Below are 16,387 nucleotides of genomic sequence, written 5' to 3'. Positions count from 1 at the left end.
ATGCTGCCCGACACGCAGGACGACACGACCGAGATGCCCGAAGCCGAGGCGCCCGAGATCAGCCATGTTCCCGATCACGGCGAGGCCATGCGGATCGCCGAGGCGCTTCTGTTCGCTGCGCCCGCGCCCTTGAGCGCCGACGAGTTGAGCGGGCGCCTGCCGGAAGGCGCGGATGTGGGCAAGATCCTTCAGGATCTGACCGAGCTGTATGCCTCCCGGGGCGTCAATCTCGTCCGGGTGGCCGGCAAGTGGACCTTCCGCACCGCCGGCGACCTGTCCTTCGTGCTCGCCCGCGACGTGGTCGAACAGCGCCGGCTGTCGCGCGCCGCCATGGAGACCCTGGCGATCATCGCCTATCACCAGCCGGTGACCCGCGCCGAGATCGAGGAGATCCGCGGCGTTGCCACCTCCAAGGGCACCATCGACACCCTGCTCGAGACGGGCTGGATCCGCCTGAGGGGGCGCAGGAAGGCTCCCGGCCGTCCGGTGACCTATGGCACGACGCCTGGCTTTCTTGAGCATTTCGGGCTCGACGCCATCGAGGACCTGCCGGGTCTCGAGGAACTCAAGGGCGCCGGCTTCATTGAGGGGCGCGTTCCCTCGGACTTTTCGGTGCCGACACCCTCCGATGCGGATGCCCTGCGCGAGGACGAGGATCCGCTGGAGGACGATCTGCTCCAGCCTCTCGACATGCATCAGACCGAAGTGGGCGAGGAATGAGCGCAAGGCCCGCCGGGTCCGCACGCGACCTGTTCCGTCTGCCCCGCTGGGGGCAGCGCGGAACGGCAGGCGCCTCGATCCCGGCCCAGCTGTCCTTCGAGAACATCGTCCAGGCCTATGACAGTCAGCGGGCGCTCGACGGCGTCTCGCTGACCATCGAGCCGGGCGAGATCGTCTGCCTGCTCGGCCATTCCGGCTGCGGCAAGACCACCCTGCTGCGCATCGCCGCGGGCGTCGAAATGCCGACCTCGGGCCGGGTGCTCATGGACGGGCGCGAAGTCAGCGGGCCGAAGACTTTCCTGGAGCCGGAGCGGCGGGGCATCGGGCTGATGTTCCAGGACTATGCCCTCTTCCCGCATATGACGATCCTGCAGAACATCATGTTCGGCCTGAAGGATCTGTCGGCCTCCGAGGCGGGCATCGCCGCGCGGCGCGCTTTGTCCCGCGTCGGTCTCGAGCATTATGCCAACGAGTACCCTCATACGCTCTCCGGCGGCGAGCAGCAGCGGGTGGCGCTGGCCCGTTCGATCGCGCCGCGTCCCGGCGTCCTGCTCATGGACGAGCCGTTCTCGAACCTCGACCGGCGCATGCGCGACGCGATCAGGGACGAGACTGTCGCAATCCTGAGAGAAACCGGCGCTACGACCATCGTCGTCACGCACGATCCGGAGGAGGCGATGCGGATCGCCGACAGGATCGTGCTCATGCGTTCCGGTACGATCATCCAGCAGGGCGAGGCGGAAGAGATCTATCGCCGGCCGGCGAACCTGTTCGCCGCTCGCTTCTTCTGCGACTTCAACGAGCTCGAGGGCGTGGTGCGCAACGGCCAGGTTTCCTGTCCGGTCGGAGTATTTCCGGCGCCGCACCTTGGCGATGGCCCGGCCATCGTCTGCGTGAGGCCTCAGGGCCTGAAGCTCAAGCCGGCAGGCTTCTGCCTGCCGGGACGTGTGATGTCTCGTCGCTTTCTCGGCGAGGTCGATCTGGTGCACATTGACGTGCAGGGGGTGGATCGCCCCTTGCAGGCCCGCGTTCACGATCCCGTCGGCGTGAAGGAGGGACAGGATGTGGGTATCGAGATCGCTACTAAGGATGTCCTTGTTTTCGCCGCCTCCGACGCATAGGTTGACGGCGAGTTCATATCGAGAAGTCGCGCCCTTCGGGGCGCTGGAGGAATTGCCATGGGTGGCACGAGTATTTGGCACTGGATCGTCGTCGGTCTGATCGTCGTCCTTCTGTTCGGACGCGGCAAGATCTCCGACATGATGGGTGACGTTGCGAAGGGCATCAAGGCCTTCAAGAAGGGCATGTCCGAGGACGACAACACCCCGGCAACGCCGGTGCAGCCGTCCGAGCCGGTCCGCACCCTCGACCATCAGGCCGGCGCTCCCACGAGCACCGCAACGACGGACCACAAGGTCGGCTAAGGTTCGTGCGCCGCCGCTTTGGAGCGGCGTGTCAGTACGCGTGAGTACCTAAGAGGCAGGTTCGAGGCCACGTCATGTTGGACATGAGCTGGGGTGAGGTCATGGTGATCGGCGCCGTCGCGTTGATCGTGATCGGCCCGAAGGACCTGCCGAAGGCGCTGCGGACGGTCGGGCAGGTGACGGGGAAGCTTCGCCGCATGGCGGCCGAGTTTCAGGGGCAGTTCAACGAGGCCATGCGCGAGGCCGAGCTCGACGATGTCAAGAAGCAGCTCCAGGGGATGAACGATTCCGTCTCGTCCGTGGGCACCCCGAACTTCAACCCGATTCAGACGATCCGGGACGAGCTCAAGACCTCGATCGAAGCGCCTGTCCCGGCCGCCGCCAAGGCTTCCGAGACCGAGACCGGACAGGTGGTCCCGCCGGTAACTGCCGAACAGGCGGCATCCGAGCCGGCGAATCCGGTCCAGGAAGCCTCCGACGCCTCGGTCCAGGCGGTGGTGGAGGGGCGCGAGCCGGCCCCCGCCGATCCGCTGATCGACCTGCCGCCTCCGCCGAACGTCGATCCGGCTGCGGAGATCGCCGAGTCCCTTAGGCGGGAGGCGGAGTACGAGGCCCAGCAGGCTGCCCTTGCCGAGCAACTTTCAGAAAAACCAGAAAAATCGGACGCGAAAGCCGGATGACCACCGCCGCTGAAGACGATGAGGTCGAAGCTTCGCGCGCGCCTCTGATCGAGCACCTGACCGAACTGCGCTCGCGCCTGATCAAGGCCCTGGCCGCTTTCGTGGTCATGTTCTTCATCTGCTTCGCCGCCGCGAAGTACATCTACAACGCGCTTGTCTGGCCCTACGTCCTGGCGGTCGGGTCGCCGGAGAAGGCGCACCTCGTCTATACTCACGGTCTGGAATATCTGTTCACGCAGATCCAGGTCGCGGCTTTCGGCGCCGGCTTCCTGGCCTTCCCGGTCATCGCCGTGCAGATCTACAAGTTCGTGGCGCCTGGCCTTTACAAGAACGAGCGCCGGGCCTTCGTCCCGTACCTCTTCGCGACGCCGATCCTGTTCATCATTGGCGCGGCCTGCGTCTATTTCATCGCCATGCCGCTCCTCATGCGCTTCTCCGTGGGCATGCAGCAGCTGGCGACGGACAATTCTCCCGCCATCGAGTTCCTGCCGAAGGTCAGCGAGTACCTGTCGCTGATCATGACGCTGATCTTCGCCTTCGGCATCTGCTTCCAGCTGCCCGTCATCCTGACCCTGCTCGCCCGCGCGGGGATCATCGACTCGCAGTTCCTGAAGGACAAGCGTCGCTACGCCATCGTCTTCGTCTTCGTGCTCGCCGCGGTTCTGACGCCGCCGGACGTGATCAGCCAGTTCGCCCTTGCGATCCCCACCTTGCTTCTTTACGAGGCATCCATCTTCTCCGTGACCATGGTCGAGAAGAAGCGTGCGGAAGCCGAGGCCGCACGCGCGGCAGAGGGGTAGAGGCCGAAAGGACTCCACATCGGCCGCCATCCTCGGCATATGTTGAAGAGGCGGCCCCGTCGGACAAGGGCAGGACCGCTCGACGAAGCAGGTCCTCATCCCATGCACGACATCCGTTCCATCCGCGAGAATCCCGCGGCTTTCGACCAAGGCCTCCGGAACCGGGGCATGGAGCCCCTGTCCGCGCAGCTGATCGCCCTCGACGATGCCCGGAAGGCCGCGATCTCTGCCCTGCAGGCCGCCACCGAGCGCCGCAATGCCCTGTCCAAGGAAATCGGCCAGGCCAAGGCCAAGAAGGACGAGGCCCGTGCCCAGGAGCTGATGGCCGAGGTCGCCCGGATCAAGGAGACGATGCCGGAGCTGGAGGAGAGCGAGCGGAACGCCGAGAAGGCGCTGTTCGAGGCACTTGCCGCCATTCCCAACATTCCGAAGGCCGATGTGCCGGTCGGAGCCGACGAGCACGGCAACGTGGAGCGCCATCGCTTCGGCACGCCGCCGACCATGAACAGCGCCAAGCAGCATTTCGAGATCGGCGAGGCTCTCGGCCTGATGGATTTCGAAACGGCGGCCAAGCTCTCCGGCTCGCGCTTCGTCGTGCTGAAAGGCGGCCTGGCGCGCCTGGAGCGCGCCCTCGGTCAGTTCATGATCGACCTCCACACCACCGAGCACGGCTACACGGAAGTGAACCCGCCGCTGCTGGTGCGGGACGATGCCATGTTCGGCACCGCGCAGCTGCCGAAGTTCGAGGACGACCAGTTCTGGGCCTTTCCGGGCAATGCGCTCGAGCAGATCGTGGCCGCCGCGCTCGAAGGTCAGCCGCGCGATGCGGTCGCCAAGCTGGTCAAGGACGCCCGCTACGGCATGATCCCGACCGCCGAGGTTACGCTCACCAACCTCGTGCGGGAGCAGGTCCTCTCCGAGGAAGAGCTGCCCCTGCGTTTCACGGCGCTCACCCCGAGCTTCCGCGCCGAGGCGGGATCCGCCGGGCGCGACACGCGCGGAATGATCCGCCAGCACCAGTTCGTGAAATGCGAACTCGTCTCAATCACGACGCCCGAGACCTCCGCCGACGAGCACGAGCGCATGCTCACGAGCGCCGAGAACGTGCTGAAGAAGCTCGAACTGCCGTTCCGCACCATGACGCTCTGCACGGGCGACATGGGCTTCTCCTCGACCAAGACCTATGACATCGAGGTGTGGTTGCCGGGGCAGGGGATGTATCGCGAAATTTCGAGCTGCTCGGTCTGCTCCGATTTCCAGGCCCGTCGCATGAATGCGCGCTACCGCGCGGCCGGCGAGAAGCAGCCGCGTTTCGTGCACACGCTCAACGGCTCCGGCCTCGCGGTCGGGCGTACGCTCGTGGCCGTGCTGGAGAACTATCAGAACGAGGACGGCAGCGTCACGATCCCGCCGGCGCTCCAGCCCTATATGGGCGGGATGGCTCGCCTCGAGCGTCAGGCCTGACATGCGCATCCTCTGCACCAACGACGACGGCATCTATGCTCCAGGGTTGAAGACGCTGGAGGCCATCGCCCGCAACCTGTCGGACGATGTCTGGGTCGTCGCGCCCGAAACCGATCAGAGCGGCGTCGCCCATTCGCTTTCGCTCAACGACCCCTTGCGACTGCGCGAGATTTCCAACCGGCACTTCGCCGTGAAGGGCACGCCGACGGATTGCGTGATCATGGGCGTGCGCCACCTCATGCGGGATGCCAGGCCCGATCTCGTCCTCTCTGGTGTGAACCGGGGCCAGAACGTGGCGGAGGACGTGACCTATTCGGGCACGGTGGCTGGCGCCATCGAGGGCACGATCCTCGGCATCCCATCCATCGCGCTCTCGCAGGCCTATGGGCCAGGAACGCGCAATGCGCCGCGCTGGCAATGCGCGGAGCATCACGGCCCCAAGGTCGTGCGCAAGATCCTCGAGGCGGGCGTCGACAAGGGTATTCTGGTCAACGTCAACTTTCCCGATTGCGAGCCCGAGGACGTCGAGGGCACCGCTCTCGTCAACCAGGGCCAGCGCACGCAGGAGCTCCTGCGCCTCGACGAGCGCCAGGACGGGCGCGGCAATCCTTACTTCTGGATCGCCTTCGAGCGCCGCCCCTTCACGCCCGGCAACGGCACGGATCTCTGGGCCATCGCGAACAGGCGCATCGCCGTCACGCCGCTTCGCATCGACATGACGGACGAGCCGACGCTGACGCGCTACGCGCAGGCCTTCGGCGGTTGAGCAGGCGGGCGCGATGAACCAGGACATGCCTTTCCTGCCTGAAGCGGATCTCCGCGACGAGCAGGAGGCGATCGGTGCCGCGTCCTTCATCCTGTCCCTGCGCGCCAAGGGCATCCGCGACACGGCGCTTCTGCGCGCGATGGAACTCGTGCCGCGCGAAGTCTTTGCGCCCCGTCGCTTCACCGATCTCGCCCGGACGGACGTGGCGCTCCCGCTGCCCTGCGGACAGACCATGACGGGACCTGCCACGGTCGCTGCGATGCTCCTGTCGCTGGGCGTCCAGGCGGGCCAGCGCGTTCTGGAAGTCGGCACCGGCAGCGGCTACGTGACCGCCTTGCTGGCGAGGCTCGGCGCGGAGGTCACGAGCGTCGAGCGCTTCAACACGCTGGCGGAAAGCGCCGCGCAGCATCTCAAGATCGTCGAGGCACGAAAGGTCCGCCTTGAAGTCGGGGACGGCCTGGCTGCGAGGGTTCGGGATCGCTTCGATCGCATTCTGCTCAACGGCGCCTGTCCCGCGATCCCCGAAACCGTGACGAACCTTCTCGGGCCGGGCAGCCGGCTGGTGGGAGCGGTCACCGTCGAGGGCGTGCCGCATCTTGTGCGGATCGAGCGCAATGCCGAGGGGGAATTGGCGCAATCGGTCGGCGCGGCCTTGCGCCTGTCGCCCCTTGTCACCGGCATTGCGGCAACTCTCTGACCGGATCGAAATAAATTTTCTGACAGGGTTACGACAATCCGCCTAACGTCAACCGTTGCTTAACCTGAACAGGCTTTTAATGGCTCCATCGAGTTGCGTTCGGTTGGGGTTGAGTGATGCGGTTGCGTGTGTGTTCTGGGCATTGGGGTGCGGTGTCGCGGATCGCTCTGGTGGGGTTGATCGGCAGTGCGGCGGCAGCCTGCAGTACCGATAGTGCGCGGTTCGCCGAGAACCCGTTCTCGAACCCCTTCGCGGCCAGCGAGCGCATGGACAGCACGGCTTCCATGGCGCCTCAGCCCGCTCCGTCCTATTCGGCTGCGCCGATGCCGACGCCGACCGTTCAGGCGCAGGCCCTGCCGCCTGTGCAGTCCCAGCCCCTGTCGCAGCCTGCCCGCATCGCCTCCGCTCCCGCCCCGGTCCAGCCGCGTCCCACGCCGGTCGCACAGGCTGCGCCGGCGCAGCCTGCGAGCCGCCCCCAGTTCCGTCTCGTCGACACTTCCAAAGTGCCCGCCGCGACCACACCGGTCACCGCCGCCGAGCCGGTGAAGCGTGTTCGTCCGGGTATGGCGCAAACGGCCCAGGCTCCCGCTCCGTCCGCTCCGGCTCCTGCCCGCTCCGCGCCGGTGCAGGTCGCGGCCGCGACCAACGAGCCGCTGGTCTCTGCGCCCAAGCCGCTCGTGTCCGCTCCGAAGCCCGTCGTGGAGCAGCCCAAGGTCGCGGCTCTCACCCAGCCCGAGCCGGTCAAGCCCGCCGTCGTGCAGCCGGTCGCGCCGGCTCCGCAGCCGGAGGCCGCCAAGGCCCCCGTGCCGGAGCCCGAGCAGACCGCCAGCCTGTCGGGTGACTTCCGCTGGCCGGCCCGCGGCCGCGTCATCGCCGGTTTCGGCGCCAATGGCGGCAATGAGGGCATCAATATCGCTGTTCCCGAAGGGACGCCGGTCAAGGCTGCCGAAGCCGGTACCGTGACCTATGCGGGCAGCGAGGTGAAAGGCTACGGCAATCTCGTCCTGATCAAGCACGAGAACGGCTACGTTTCCGCCTACGCCCATAACGGCTCGCTCAACGTGAAGCGCGGCGAGCAGGTGAAGCGCGGTCAGGTGATCGCCACCTCCGGCCAGACCGGCAACGTGACCTCGCCGCAGCTCCACTTCGAGATCCGCAAGGGCGCGCAGCCCGTCGACCCGATGAAGCATCTCGGCGGCTGATCAGGCCAATGGTTTAGATCGGTCCTCGACAGTCGAGGCCGGTCGAATGAGGGGACGGTGGAGCTCAGCCACCGTCCCTTTGCCGTTTCAGATTGTTTTCCCCAGCCGCCCCGCGAGGTCCTGGATGAACTGCCAGGCCGTGCGCCCGGAGCGGGCCCCTCGGGTCGTCGCCCATTCCAGCGCCTCGGCGCGAACGGCGTCGCGGTCCGCCTGAAGTCCGAGATGGTCGACATAGGCGAAGACCATGTCGAGATATTCGTCCTGGCTGCATTTGTGGAAGCCGAGCCACAGGCCGAAGCGATCGGAGAGGGAGACCTTCTCCTCCACGGCCTCGCCCGGATTGATGGCGGTGGAACGCTCGTTTTCCATCATGTCGCGCGGCAGCAGGTGGCGACGGTTGGAAGTGGCATAGAAGATCACGTTGTCGGGCCGCCCCTCGATCCCTCCTTCCAGCACCGCCTTGAGCGACTTGTAGGAGGTATCGTCCGCGTCGAAGGAGAGGTCGTCGCAGAAAACGATGAACCGGTGCGGATCCGAGCGCAGCAGGCCCATGAGGTCCGGCAGGGTCTCGATGTCCTCCCGGTGGATCTCGATCAGCTTGAGAGGAAGCGCATCGGCCGGCTTGGCGTGGTTGATCTCCGCGTGGACCGCCTTGACCAGGGAGGACTTGCCCATGCCCCGGGCACCCCAGAGGAGGGCATTGTTGGCCGGCAGGCCCCTGGCGAAGCGCTGCGTGTTCTCCGCCAGTTGGTCCCGGACCCGGTCGATGCCCCGCAAAAGACTCATCTCGACCCGGTTGACCCTGGGGACCGGGGAGAGCCTGCGACCGGCGGCCTGCCATACGAAGGCGTCGGCCTGAGTGAAATCGGCGTGAGCCGTGCCTGAGGGGACGAGGCGCTCGAGAGCGTCGGCGATCCGCGTCAAAAGCGCCAGGGATTCGGAGGAGTTCAGATCGGCGGGCATGAATTTCCGGCTTCAAGAAACGGTGAGGATGCCGTGCTTAGCGCGAAAATGGCGGCCCGGTCCATGGATTCGAGGGCATCGGCCGTGCAAGGAGCCTTGGGAAACGCCTTGAACTTCATTGATTTCGTCGAGTCGATGGGTATAGTCCGCCACGCTTTGTAATCCCGTCTGGCGCGGGTGGGCCCAAAACGGGCCTGCCACGCGCCTTTATCCATGGAGAGCCGCTTGTTCATTTCACCTGCCTTCGCACAAGGGGCCCCCGCCGGGGGCGGAACGGAGATGATCCTTCAATTCGTTCCGTTCATCCTCATATTCGTCATCATGTGGTTCCTGATCATCCGGCCGCAGCAGCGCCGGGTGAAGACTCACCAGGAGATGATCAAGAATGTGCGCCGCGGCGACACGGTGGTCACCTCGGGCGGCATCATCGGCAAGGTGACGAAGGTTCTTGAGGATTCGAACGACATCGAAGTCGAGATCGCCGACGGCGTGAAGGTGAAGGTGGCCCGGGCCATGATCTCCGAGGTCCGCTCCAAGAGCGAGCCGGTCAAGGCCTGATGTGAAAAGAAGCCGGTCCTCGACTCATGTGACGAGGGCCGGTTCGCCGCAGAACAGATGCGGCCGTGTGTGTGAGAAAGGTTGAGCTGACGATGCTGCGCTTCTCGAGGTCGAAGATCATCGCCACCATGGCGATCATTGTGATCGGCCTGCTTCTTGCGGTTCCGAGCATGATGAATCGCGAGCAGCGTCAGGCCTACCTGAATGCCATTCCGAGTTGGGTGCCCTCCTGGCTCGTCCCGTCCCGCGCCATCGTGCTGGGTCTCGACCTGCAGGGCGGCTCTCACGTCCTCCTCGAGGTCGATGCGCAGGACCTTTTGCGCGGCCAGATCACGCTCCTGCGCGACGATGTCCGCCGTATCCTGCGCGATACCCGCGTTTCGTCCCAGAACGGCATTCAGACGGTCCAGAGGGGTGTGCAGATCCGCGTGCCCGACGCGGCCGAACGTGATCGGCTGATGCCGCGCCTGAGGGAATTGTCGCAGCCCATCGGCAACGCCATGTTGGGCCAGTCCGGCGGCAATTCGGTTCAGATCAACACCACGCCGGACGGGGTGATCACGCTCACCTATACGGATGCGGGCATCAACGAGCGCGTTCGCCGCGCCGTCGACCAGTCCATCGAAGTCGTCCGTCGCCGTATCGATGCCACCGGCACCACGGAACCGAGCATTCAGCGCCAGGGCGCCGACCGCGTTCTGGTCCAAGTTCCAGGCCTGCAGGATCCGCAGCAGCTGAAGGCCCTGCTGGGCGAAACCGGCAATCTTGAATTCCGCCTTCTGGCTCAGCCGGGCGCCACCGACGTCGACATGCTGCCCATGGAAGACGCGGGCGGGCAGCGCGTTCCGGTCGAGCGTCGGGTGATCGCCGAAGGCGGCGACCTGACGGATGCCCAGCCGGCCTTCGACAGCCAGACCCGTCAGCCCATCGTCAATTTCCGCTTCAACATCCGTGGCGCCCAGCGCTTCGGTCAGGCGACGACGGAGAATCTCGGCCGCCAGCTCGCCATCGTCCTCGATAACCGGGTGATCTCGGCGCCGACGATCCAGTCGCCGATCACCGGCGGGTCGGGCCAGATCTCTGGCAGCTTCACCGTGGAGCAGGTCAACAACCTGGCGGTCCTGCTGCGCTCCGGCGCCCTGCCTGCCAAGCTCACGATCGTCGAAGAGCGCACGGTCGGTCCGGGCCTCGGACGCGATTCCATCGAGGCCGGCAAGCTGGCCACCTATGTGGCGGGCATCTTCGTCGTGATCTTCATGTTCGCGACTTACGGCGTCTTCGGGCTCATCGCGAATATCGCGCTCCTCGTCCACGTGGGCCTGATCTTCGGCCTCATGTCGGTGCTCGAAGCCACGCTGACCCTTCCGGGTATCGCGGGCATCGTTCTCACCATCGGCACTGCCGTGGACTCGAACGTGCTCATCTACGAGCGCATCCGCGAAGAGGTACGGTCCGGGCGCTCCATCGTATCGGGTATCCAGGCGGGCTTCGACCGGGCTTTCGCGACCATCATCGACTCGAACAGCACCATGGCGATCGCTGCCCTGATCCTGTTCTTCCTCGGTTCCGGCCCCGTGCGCGGCTTCGCCGTCGTGTTCATTCTCGGCATCCTGACGACCGTGCTCACTGCCGTCACCCTGACGCGCATGATGATCGCGCTCTGGTATCAGTGGATGCGTCCCAAAGTTCTTCCGTTTTAAGGAGTGCGTATCGTGCGCCTCATTCGCCTCTGGCCCGAAAACTCCCACTTCGACTTCATGCGCCTGCGGCGCTTCTCCTTTCCGCTGTCCGCTGCCATTTCGATTGCCACGGCAATCGTGCTCGTGACGATCGGCCTCAACTTCGGCATCGACTTCAAGGGCGGCACGCTCATGGAGATCCAGGCCAAGTCCGGCCAGGCCAACGTCGCGCAGATCCGTCAGACCGCCGAGGGCTTCGGCTTCGGCGACGTGGAAGTGCAGGAATTCGGCACGGGCGGCGAGGTCTCCCTTCGCTTCCCGATCCAGGCTGGCGGCGAATCCGCGCAAGCGGCCGTGGTGCAGAAGGCTCGTGATACGTTCAGCAACGAATACGAGTTTCGCCGCGTCGAAACGGTCGGCCCCCGCGTGTCGGGAGAGCTCGTGCAATCCGGCACCATCGGCGTCGTGCTCTCGGTCATCGCGGTGCTGTTCTATCTGTGGTTCCGGTTCGAGCGCGAGCTGGCGGTCGCGTCCATCATCGGCACGCTCCACGACATCGTGCTCACCATCGGCTTCTTCGTGATCACCCGTCACGAATTCAACATGACGTCCATCGCGGCGATCCTGACCATCGTGGGCTACTCGCTCAACGAGACCGTCGTGGTGTTCGACCGAACCCGCGAGCTGATGCGCCGCTACAAGACGATGCCGGCCGAAGAGCTGCTGAACCTGTCGATCAACCACACCATGTCCCGCACGATCATGACGGCTGCGACGACGGCGCTGTCGCTGCTGGCGCTGGTGCTCTTCGGTGGACAGGCGATCCAGGGCTTCGCGCAGGTCATGCTCTACGGCGTCGTCATCTGTACGTATTCGGCCATCTGCATTTCGTCCCCCATGCTGATCTATATCGGCCTGCGCGGGTCGGAATCCGTCAAGGTGCCGGAGGGCAGGGCCGCCGCAGCGGAGTAAGGACCATGAGCAATGGTCGCCTCTACGATGGCTTCCTGCCGGGGCGCCATCCGTTCGACGCCTACGGCAATGGCGGCTTTCGCTTCGCGGACATGTCCCATCGCGGCTCGGTGCTCGCCCTGCCGTCGGGGATCAGGGCTTGGTCGGTAAATTCAGTGGCTGAACTCACCGACGAGGCGCTCGACCCCATCTTTGCAGAGGCCGATTCCATCGACCTCCTGCTCCTTGGCACGGGCGCCGACATCGCGGCCATCCCGGGTGTGTTCCGCACCCGGTTTCGCGATGCGGGGATCGGTCTCGACGTAATGCAGACGGGCGCCGCCGCGCGCACCTACAACATCCTGCTCGCCGAGAACCGCAAGGTCGCCGCGGCGCTGATCGCCGTTCCCTGACATGGCAGAGGCAATCTCGAACTTCGCCCATTGCGAAGCGCTCGTGCGCGAGGCCGATCCGGATCGCTACTGGGCGAGCCTCTTCGCGCCCGCGGACAAGCGCCCGCATCTCCACGCACTCTATGCCTTCAACTTCGAAATTGCCCGTGTCCGCGAGGCGGTCCGCGAAGCGCTCGTCGGCGAGATCCGCCTGCAATGGTGGCGTGATGCTCTTCAAGGCGAGGCACGGGGCGACGTGCGCGCCAACCCGGTTGCCGCCGCGCTCGACGACACCATCGTGCAGTTCCGCCTGCCGCGGCAATCCTTCGTCGACCTGATCGATGCCCGGATCTTCGATCTCTACGACGACCCGATGCCGAGCCTGAACGACCTCGAGGGCTATTGCGGCGAGACTTCCTCCAGCCTGATCCAGCTCTCGAGCCTCATCCTCGCCGACGGCTCCAACCCCGGCACGGCGGACGCCGCAGGCCATGCGGGTGTCGCCTATGCGATCACCGGTCTTCTGCGCGCTTTCCCGCACCATGCGCGACAGGGGCAGGTCTTCGTTCCTGCCGACATCCTGACCCGCCACGGAGTGGTGCGCGAGGACATCGTCACCGGGAGGGGCGGGCCGGGGCTCAAAGGGGCTCTGGCCGATCTTCGCGCCGTCGCCCGTCGGCATCTCGAACAGGCGCGCCAGCTGCGGACGACCATTCCCGACGCCGCGAAGCCCGCCTTCCAGCCGCTCGCCCTGGTCGAGCCCTATCTCAAGGCCATGGAGCGGCGGGATTACGACCCGTTCCACACGCCCGTCGATCTGCCGCAATGGCGACGGGTCTGGGCGCTTTGGCGCGGGCCATTTTAAGGATCGAGCGCAGGCCCCAGAGGGAAATCGATCAGCCGTTGTCGCCGCTATCGACGATGACGTGCTTCCTACCCATTGAGCAGTACTCGATGTAGGTTTTGCCGTTACGGCGATACTCGATCTTATGCCGCCCCTCCACGGGCTTGCCGTCGACAACGCACTTCAGTTCGGGCTTCGGCTGCGCCTTCTCCTGGCCGTAGGCAGCGGGAAAAGAGCCGAGGGGGGCCATCAGCCCAAGAACCATTGCACGCTTCATGATCGACACTCCGTCGAGAGACAATCATACATTATATCGTGGCGTCGTGTTTGGCCAGTGTGGCGAGGGTTCGTGCGATGTAATTCGGGGTAGCGGACCAGAGCCATCCGGCCTGGAATGGCTCTGATCCCCTTGAGACAGGTTACCCGTTACTCTGCCGCCGCAGGCAAGGCGCCGGCCGACAGCCACGCTGCCAAGTCCGCCCGGGCCCGGTCCGTCAGCGCCTTCTTGCGGGCTACGGCCTTGGCCGGGCCGCGCAGGCGCTTCCCGTCCTCGGCCTTTGGGGCCTGGGCGAGCGGCGGGAACAGACCGAAATTGACGTTCATCGGCTGGAAGGAGCGCGGCCCCTCGTCGATGGTCTCGATGTGGCCGCCCGTGATGTGGTTGATCAGGGCTCCCAAGGCCGTGGTGTGCGGCAGGGGCTCGATCGGGCGGCCGAGCCGCTCGGCAGCGGCGAAGCGGCCGGTCATCAGGCCCACGGCTGCGCTTTCCACGTAGCCCTCGCAGCCGGTGATCTGGCCGGCGAAGCGCAGGCGCGGCATCGCCTTTAGGCGCAGGGTCGGGTCGAGGAGCTTGGGCGAGTTGAGATAGGTGTTGCGGTGAATGCCGCCGAGCCGTGCGAACTCGGCATTCTCCAGGCCCGGGATCATGCGGAAGATATCGCCTTGTGCGCCATATTTCAGCTTGGTCTGGAAACCCACCATGTTGAACAGCGTGCCGAGCGCGTTGTCCTGGCGCAACTGCACGATCGCATAAGGCTTCTTGTCGGGATTGCGCGGATCGGTCAGGCCGACGGGCTTCATCGGTCCATGGCGCAGGGTCTCGCGGCCGCGCTCGGCCATGACCTCGATGGGCAGGCAGCCGTCGAAATAGGGAGTGTCGGCTTCCCATTCCTTGAACTCGGTCTTGTCACCGGCGATCAGCGCATCGACGAAGGCGTCGTACTGCTCCTTGGTCATCGGGCAGTTGATATAGTCCTTGCCCGTGCCGCCCGGCCCGACCTTGTCGTAGCGGGACTGGAACCACGCGATCTCCATGTTGATGGATTCGCGATAGACGATGGGCGCGATGGCATCGAAGAACGCGAGCGACGTCTCGCCCGTCAGTCCGAGGATCGCCTCGGCCAAGGCGGGCGAGGTGAGGGGGCCTGTGGCGACGATGACGGAGGACCACTCCGCCGGCGGCAGGCCGGCGATCTCTCCACGCTCGATGGTGACGAGCGGATGCGATTCGAGCGCCGCCGTGACGGCGTCGGAAAAGCCGTCGCGGTCGACGGCGAGCGCGCCGCCGGCCGGCACTTGGTTGGCATCGCCCTTCGCCATGATGAGGGAACCGAGGCTGCGCATCTCCTGATGGAGCAGGCCGACCGCGTTCGTCTCGGCATCGTCCGAGCGGAAGGAGTTCGAGCAGACGAGCTCGGCAAGACCTTCCGTCTTGTGGGCGTCGGTCCCGCGCACCGGGCGCATCTCATGGAGCACGACGGGCACACCGGCTTGGGCGATCTGCCAGGTCGCTTCCGAACCGGCGAGGCCGCCGCCGATGACATGGATGGGTTCGATGGTGCTCATGGTCATTCTCCCGAGCGGCTTTGTTGACTCCCTGGGGAGCCCTGGTCAAGTTGAGCCGGTTCACTAAAGCATCGGATCCCGGAACGAAGGCCGCATTCGAGATCTGCACGATGCTCATTCTTCAGTTCATGTATCACTCGGAGCGGAAAACCGGGTCCCCGGTTCCGCACGACGTATCGTCGGAAAGGCTCAAGCGCCATGCAGTCCAAGCGTCCCGTTGTCCTTATTACAGGTGGAAGCCGCGGCATAGGGGCCGCGGTGGCGCAGCTTGCGGCGGCGCGCGGCTACGATGTCGCGATCACGTACAGGTCCGAACGCGATGCGGCCGAGCAGGTGCTCGCCGCCTGCCGTGCATCAGGAGCGGCTGCGGTCGCGTGCCAGGGCGATGTCGCTCTCGACGACGACGTGGTGCGCGTGTTCGACGAGGCGGAGGCCGCCTTGGGGCTCATCTCGCATGTGGTCAACAATGCGGGGATCACGGGCAAGTCCAGCCGGCTGGCGGAGGCATCGACCGAGACGATCCGCGCCTGCATGGATGTCAACGCCCTGGGTGCCATCTGGGTGGCACGCGAGGCAGCGCGGCGGCTTGCTACGAGCCGGGGCGGGCTAGGCGGCACGATCGTCAATATCTCGTCTGTCGCGGCCTCCCTGGGGAGCCCGAACGAGTACGTCTGGTATGCGGCCTCGAAAGGAGCCGTCGACTCGCTGACCGTCGGATTGGCGAAGGAGCTGGCGGGGGAGGGCATTCGGGTGAATGCCGTCTCGCCGGGGATGACGAAGACCGACATTCATGAGCGCAGCACCCAGGACGCCGGGCGCCTGGAGCGGCTTCGCCCCTTCATCCCCCTCAACCGGATCGGTGAGCCGGGGGAGATCGCCGAGGCCGTGCTGTTCCTGATGTCGGATGCCTCATCCTACATCACGGGCGCCAATATCCCGGTCTCGGGTGGTCGTTGAGCCTCTGGAGGCGAGGCTCCAGACAAGCGAAAGCCCGCCGGAGGGCGGGCTAGAGCCTTTGCTGCCATGCAGCGTAAATTTACGCAACGGCGTTCTGGCGAGCGATGCTCTCGATCTGGAAGCGGGAGATGCCGAGATCGTCGAGCTCGCGGTCCGAAAGCAGCGACAGCTCACGGACGGTTTCGCGATAACGCATGTAGGCGCGGACTTTAGAGAGAATGTAGGAAACGAACATGGGAAGCTCCTGAGTAGTACCGGCCCCTATGACCGGTGGCCTTTGTTCTTGCGTGTGCAGTGCGGATATATGTGTGTGCAGTGCCGAAGAGGAGTGGTAATAATGTAGGTCTGTTATGCTTTAGTAGCATACCGTCCTAATGCCACGTTAACCGTGTTGCGGACCGCGAATGGCTTCCCGGCCCAAATGGAAAACGGCCCCGCGATCGGG

The 16,387-nt window shown here is 65.4% G+C and carries 20 protein-coding genes; 15 read left to right on the top strand and 5 right to left on the bottom strand.

Annotated elements, in window-relative coordinates:
- The 9 genes from scpB to U0023_RS22705 all read left to right on the top strand — a co-directional run bounded on the left by scpB (position 1) and on the right by U0023_RS22705 (position 7,753).
- The gene (gene scpB, locus U0023_RS22745) at positions 1–720 is read left to right on the top strand and encodes an SMC-Scp complex subunit ScpB (protein WP_009764555.1); all 720 of its coding nucleotides are present in this window, start codon (positions 1–3) and stop codon (positions 718–720) included.
- Positions 717–1,841 carry an ABC transporter ATP-binding protein gene (locus U0023_RS22740; protein ID WP_009764556.1) on the top strand — a complete coding sequence of 375 codons (1,125 nt, stop codon included), beginning with the start codon at positions 717–719 and terminating at the stop codon, positions 1,839–1,841. Before scpB ends, U0023_RS22740 begins: the two co-directional genes overlap by 4 nt.
- Before the next feature lie 57 nt (positions 1,842–1,898).
- Positions 1,899–2,144, top strand: a complete 246-nt coding sequence (locus U0023_RS22735; RefSeq protein WP_009764557.1) for a twin-arginine translocase TatA/TatE family subunit — start codon at positions 1,899–1,901, stop codon at positions 2,142–2,144.
- Positions 2,145–2,218: 74 nt separating this feature from the next.
- Positions 2,219–2,824 carry a Sec-independent protein translocase protein TatB gene (gene tatB / locus U0023_RS22730; protein WP_009764558.1) on the top strand — a complete coding sequence of 202 codons (606 nt, stop codon included), beginning with the start codon at positions 2,219–2,221 and terminating at the stop codon, positions 2,822–2,824.
- On the top strand, positions 2,821–3,624 hold the full coding sequence (gene tatC / locus U0023_RS22725; RefSeq protein ID WP_009764559.1) for a twin-arginine translocase subunit TatC: 804 nt from the start codon (positions 2,821–2,823) through the stop codon (positions 3,622–3,624). The genes tatB and tatC overlap by 4 nt, the downstream gene beginning before the upstream one ends.
- Positions 3,625–3,726: 102 nt before the next feature.
- The gene (gene serS / locus U0023_RS22720) at positions 3,727–5,088 is read left to right on the top strand and encodes a serine--tRNA ligase (protein WP_009764560.1); all 1,362 of its coding nucleotides are present in this window, start codon (positions 3,727–3,729) and stop codon (positions 5,086–5,088) included.
- Between the two features lies 1 nt (position 5,089).
- Positions 5,090–5,854 carry a 5'/3'-nucleotidase SurE gene (surE, locus tag U0023_RS22715; RefSeq protein WP_009764561.1) on the top strand — a complete coding sequence of 255 codons (765 nt, stop codon included), beginning with the start codon at positions 5,090–5,092 and terminating at the stop codon, positions 5,852–5,854.
- Between the two features lie 13 nt (positions 5,855–5,867).
- A complete protein-coding gene (locus U0023_RS22710; RefSeq protein ID WP_009764562.1) occupies positions 5,868–6,551 on the top strand; it encodes a protein-L-isoaspartate O-methyltransferase family protein in 684 nt (227 codons plus the stop codon).
- 116 nt (positions 6,552–6,667) lie between these two features.
- The gene (locus U0023_RS22705) at positions 6,668–7,753 is read left to right on the top strand and encodes a peptidoglycan DD-metalloendopeptidase family protein (protein WP_009764563.1); all 1,086 of its coding nucleotides are present in this window, start codon (positions 6,668–6,670) and stop codon (positions 7,751–7,753) included.
- An 87-nt stretch (positions 7,754–7,840) separates the two neighbouring features.
- On the opposite strand, the gene U0023_RS22700 is transcribed toward U0023_RS22705, so the two are convergent.
- Together U0023_RS22700 and U0023_RS22695 are read right to left on the bottom strand one after the other, a co-directional pair.
- Positions 7,841–8,716: an ATP-binding protein gene (locus U0023_RS22700; protein WP_009764564.1), complete on the bottom strand. Its 876-nt coding sequence runs from the start codon at positions 8,714–8,716 to the stop codon at positions 7,841–7,843.
- Positions 8,701–8,949 carry a hypothetical protein gene (locus U0023_RS22695; protein ID WP_009764565.1) on the bottom strand — a complete coding sequence of 83 codons (249 nt, stop codon included), beginning with the start codon at positions 8,947–8,949 and terminating at the stop codon, positions 8,701–8,703. Before U0023_RS22695 ends, U0023_RS22700 begins: the two co-directional genes overlap by 16 nt.
- Here U0023_RS22695 and yajC point away from each other — a divergent pair.
- From yajC to U0023_RS22670, 5 genes are all read left to right on the top strand, one after another.
- Positions 8,942–9,274: a preprotein translocase subunit YajC gene (yajC, locus tag U0023_RS22690; protein ID WP_245273005.1), complete on the top strand. Its 333-nt coding sequence runs from the start codon at positions 8,942–8,944 to the stop codon at positions 9,272–9,274. The two genes, U0023_RS22695 and yajC, sit on opposite strands and share 8 nt — an antisense overlap.
- Before the next feature lie 92 nt (positions 9,275–9,366).
- Positions 9,367–10,974, top strand: a complete 1,608-nt coding sequence (gene secD, locus U0023_RS22685) for a protein translocase subunit SecD (protein WP_009764567.1) — start codon at positions 9,367–9,369, stop codon at positions 10,972–10,974.
- Positions 10,975–10,986: 12 nt separating this feature from the next.
- On the top strand, positions 10,987–11,925 hold the full coding sequence (gene secF / locus U0023_RS22680; RefSeq protein WP_009764568.1) for a protein translocase subunit SecF: 939 nt from the start codon (positions 10,987–10,989) through the stop codon (positions 11,923–11,925).
- 5 nt (positions 11,926–11,930) lie between these two features.
- Positions 11,931–12,317 (top strand): Mth938-like domain-containing protein, encoded by a 387-nt coding sequence (locus U0023_RS22675; RefSeq protein WP_009764569.1) that lies wholly within the window; start codon positions 11,931–11,933, stop codon positions 12,315–12,317.
- Between the two features lies 1 nt (position 12,318).
- A complete protein-coding gene (locus U0023_RS22670) occupies positions 12,319–13,161 on the top strand; it encodes a phytoene/squalene synthase family protein (RefSeq protein ID WP_009764570.1) in 843 nt (280 codons plus the stop codon).
- 31 nt (positions 13,162–13,192) lie between these two features.
- Here the strand turns inward: U0023_RS22670 and U0023_RS22665 are convergent, their stop codons facing one another.
- Positions 13,193–13,417 carry a hypothetical protein gene (locus U0023_RS22665; RefSeq protein WP_009764571.1) on the bottom strand — a complete coding sequence of 75 codons (225 nt, stop codon included), beginning with the start codon at positions 13,415–13,417 and terminating at the stop codon, positions 13,193–13,195.
- Positions 13,418–13,566: 149 nt separating this feature from the next.
- Complete coding sequence (gene trmFO, locus U0023_RS22660) at positions 13,567–14,985, bottom strand: methylenetetrahydrofolate--tRNA-(uracil(54)-C(5))-methyltransferase (FADH(2)-oxidizing) TrmFO (RefSeq protein WP_009764572.1); 1,419 nt, start codon at positions 14,983–14,985, stop codon at positions 13,567–13,569.
- A gap of 198 nt (positions 14,986–15,183) precedes the next feature.
- On the opposite strand from trmFO, the gene U0023_RS22655 reads away from it, so the two are divergent.
- A complete protein-coding gene (locus U0023_RS22655; protein WP_009764573.1) occupies positions 15,184–15,942 on the top strand; it encodes a glucose 1-dehydrogenase in 759 nt (252 codons plus the stop codon).
- Between the two features lie 79 nt (positions 15,943–16,021).
- Here the strand turns inward: U0023_RS22655 and U0023_RS22650 are convergent, their stop codons facing one another.
- Entirely contained in the window at positions 16,022–16,177 is a 156-nt protein-coding gene (locus U0023_RS22650) for a DUF1127 domain-containing protein (protein ID WP_009764574.1), read from the bottom strand.
- Between the last annotated feature and the right edge of the window lie 210 nt (positions 16,178–16,387).

Source organism: Microvirga lotononidis, from assembly GCF_034627025.1.
Taxonomy (GTDB): Bacteria; Pseudomonadota; Alphaproteobacteria; order Rhizobiales; family Beijerinckiaceae; genus Microvirga; species Microvirga lotononidis.
This window is presented reverse-complemented; position numbering and strand designations above follow the sequence as displayed.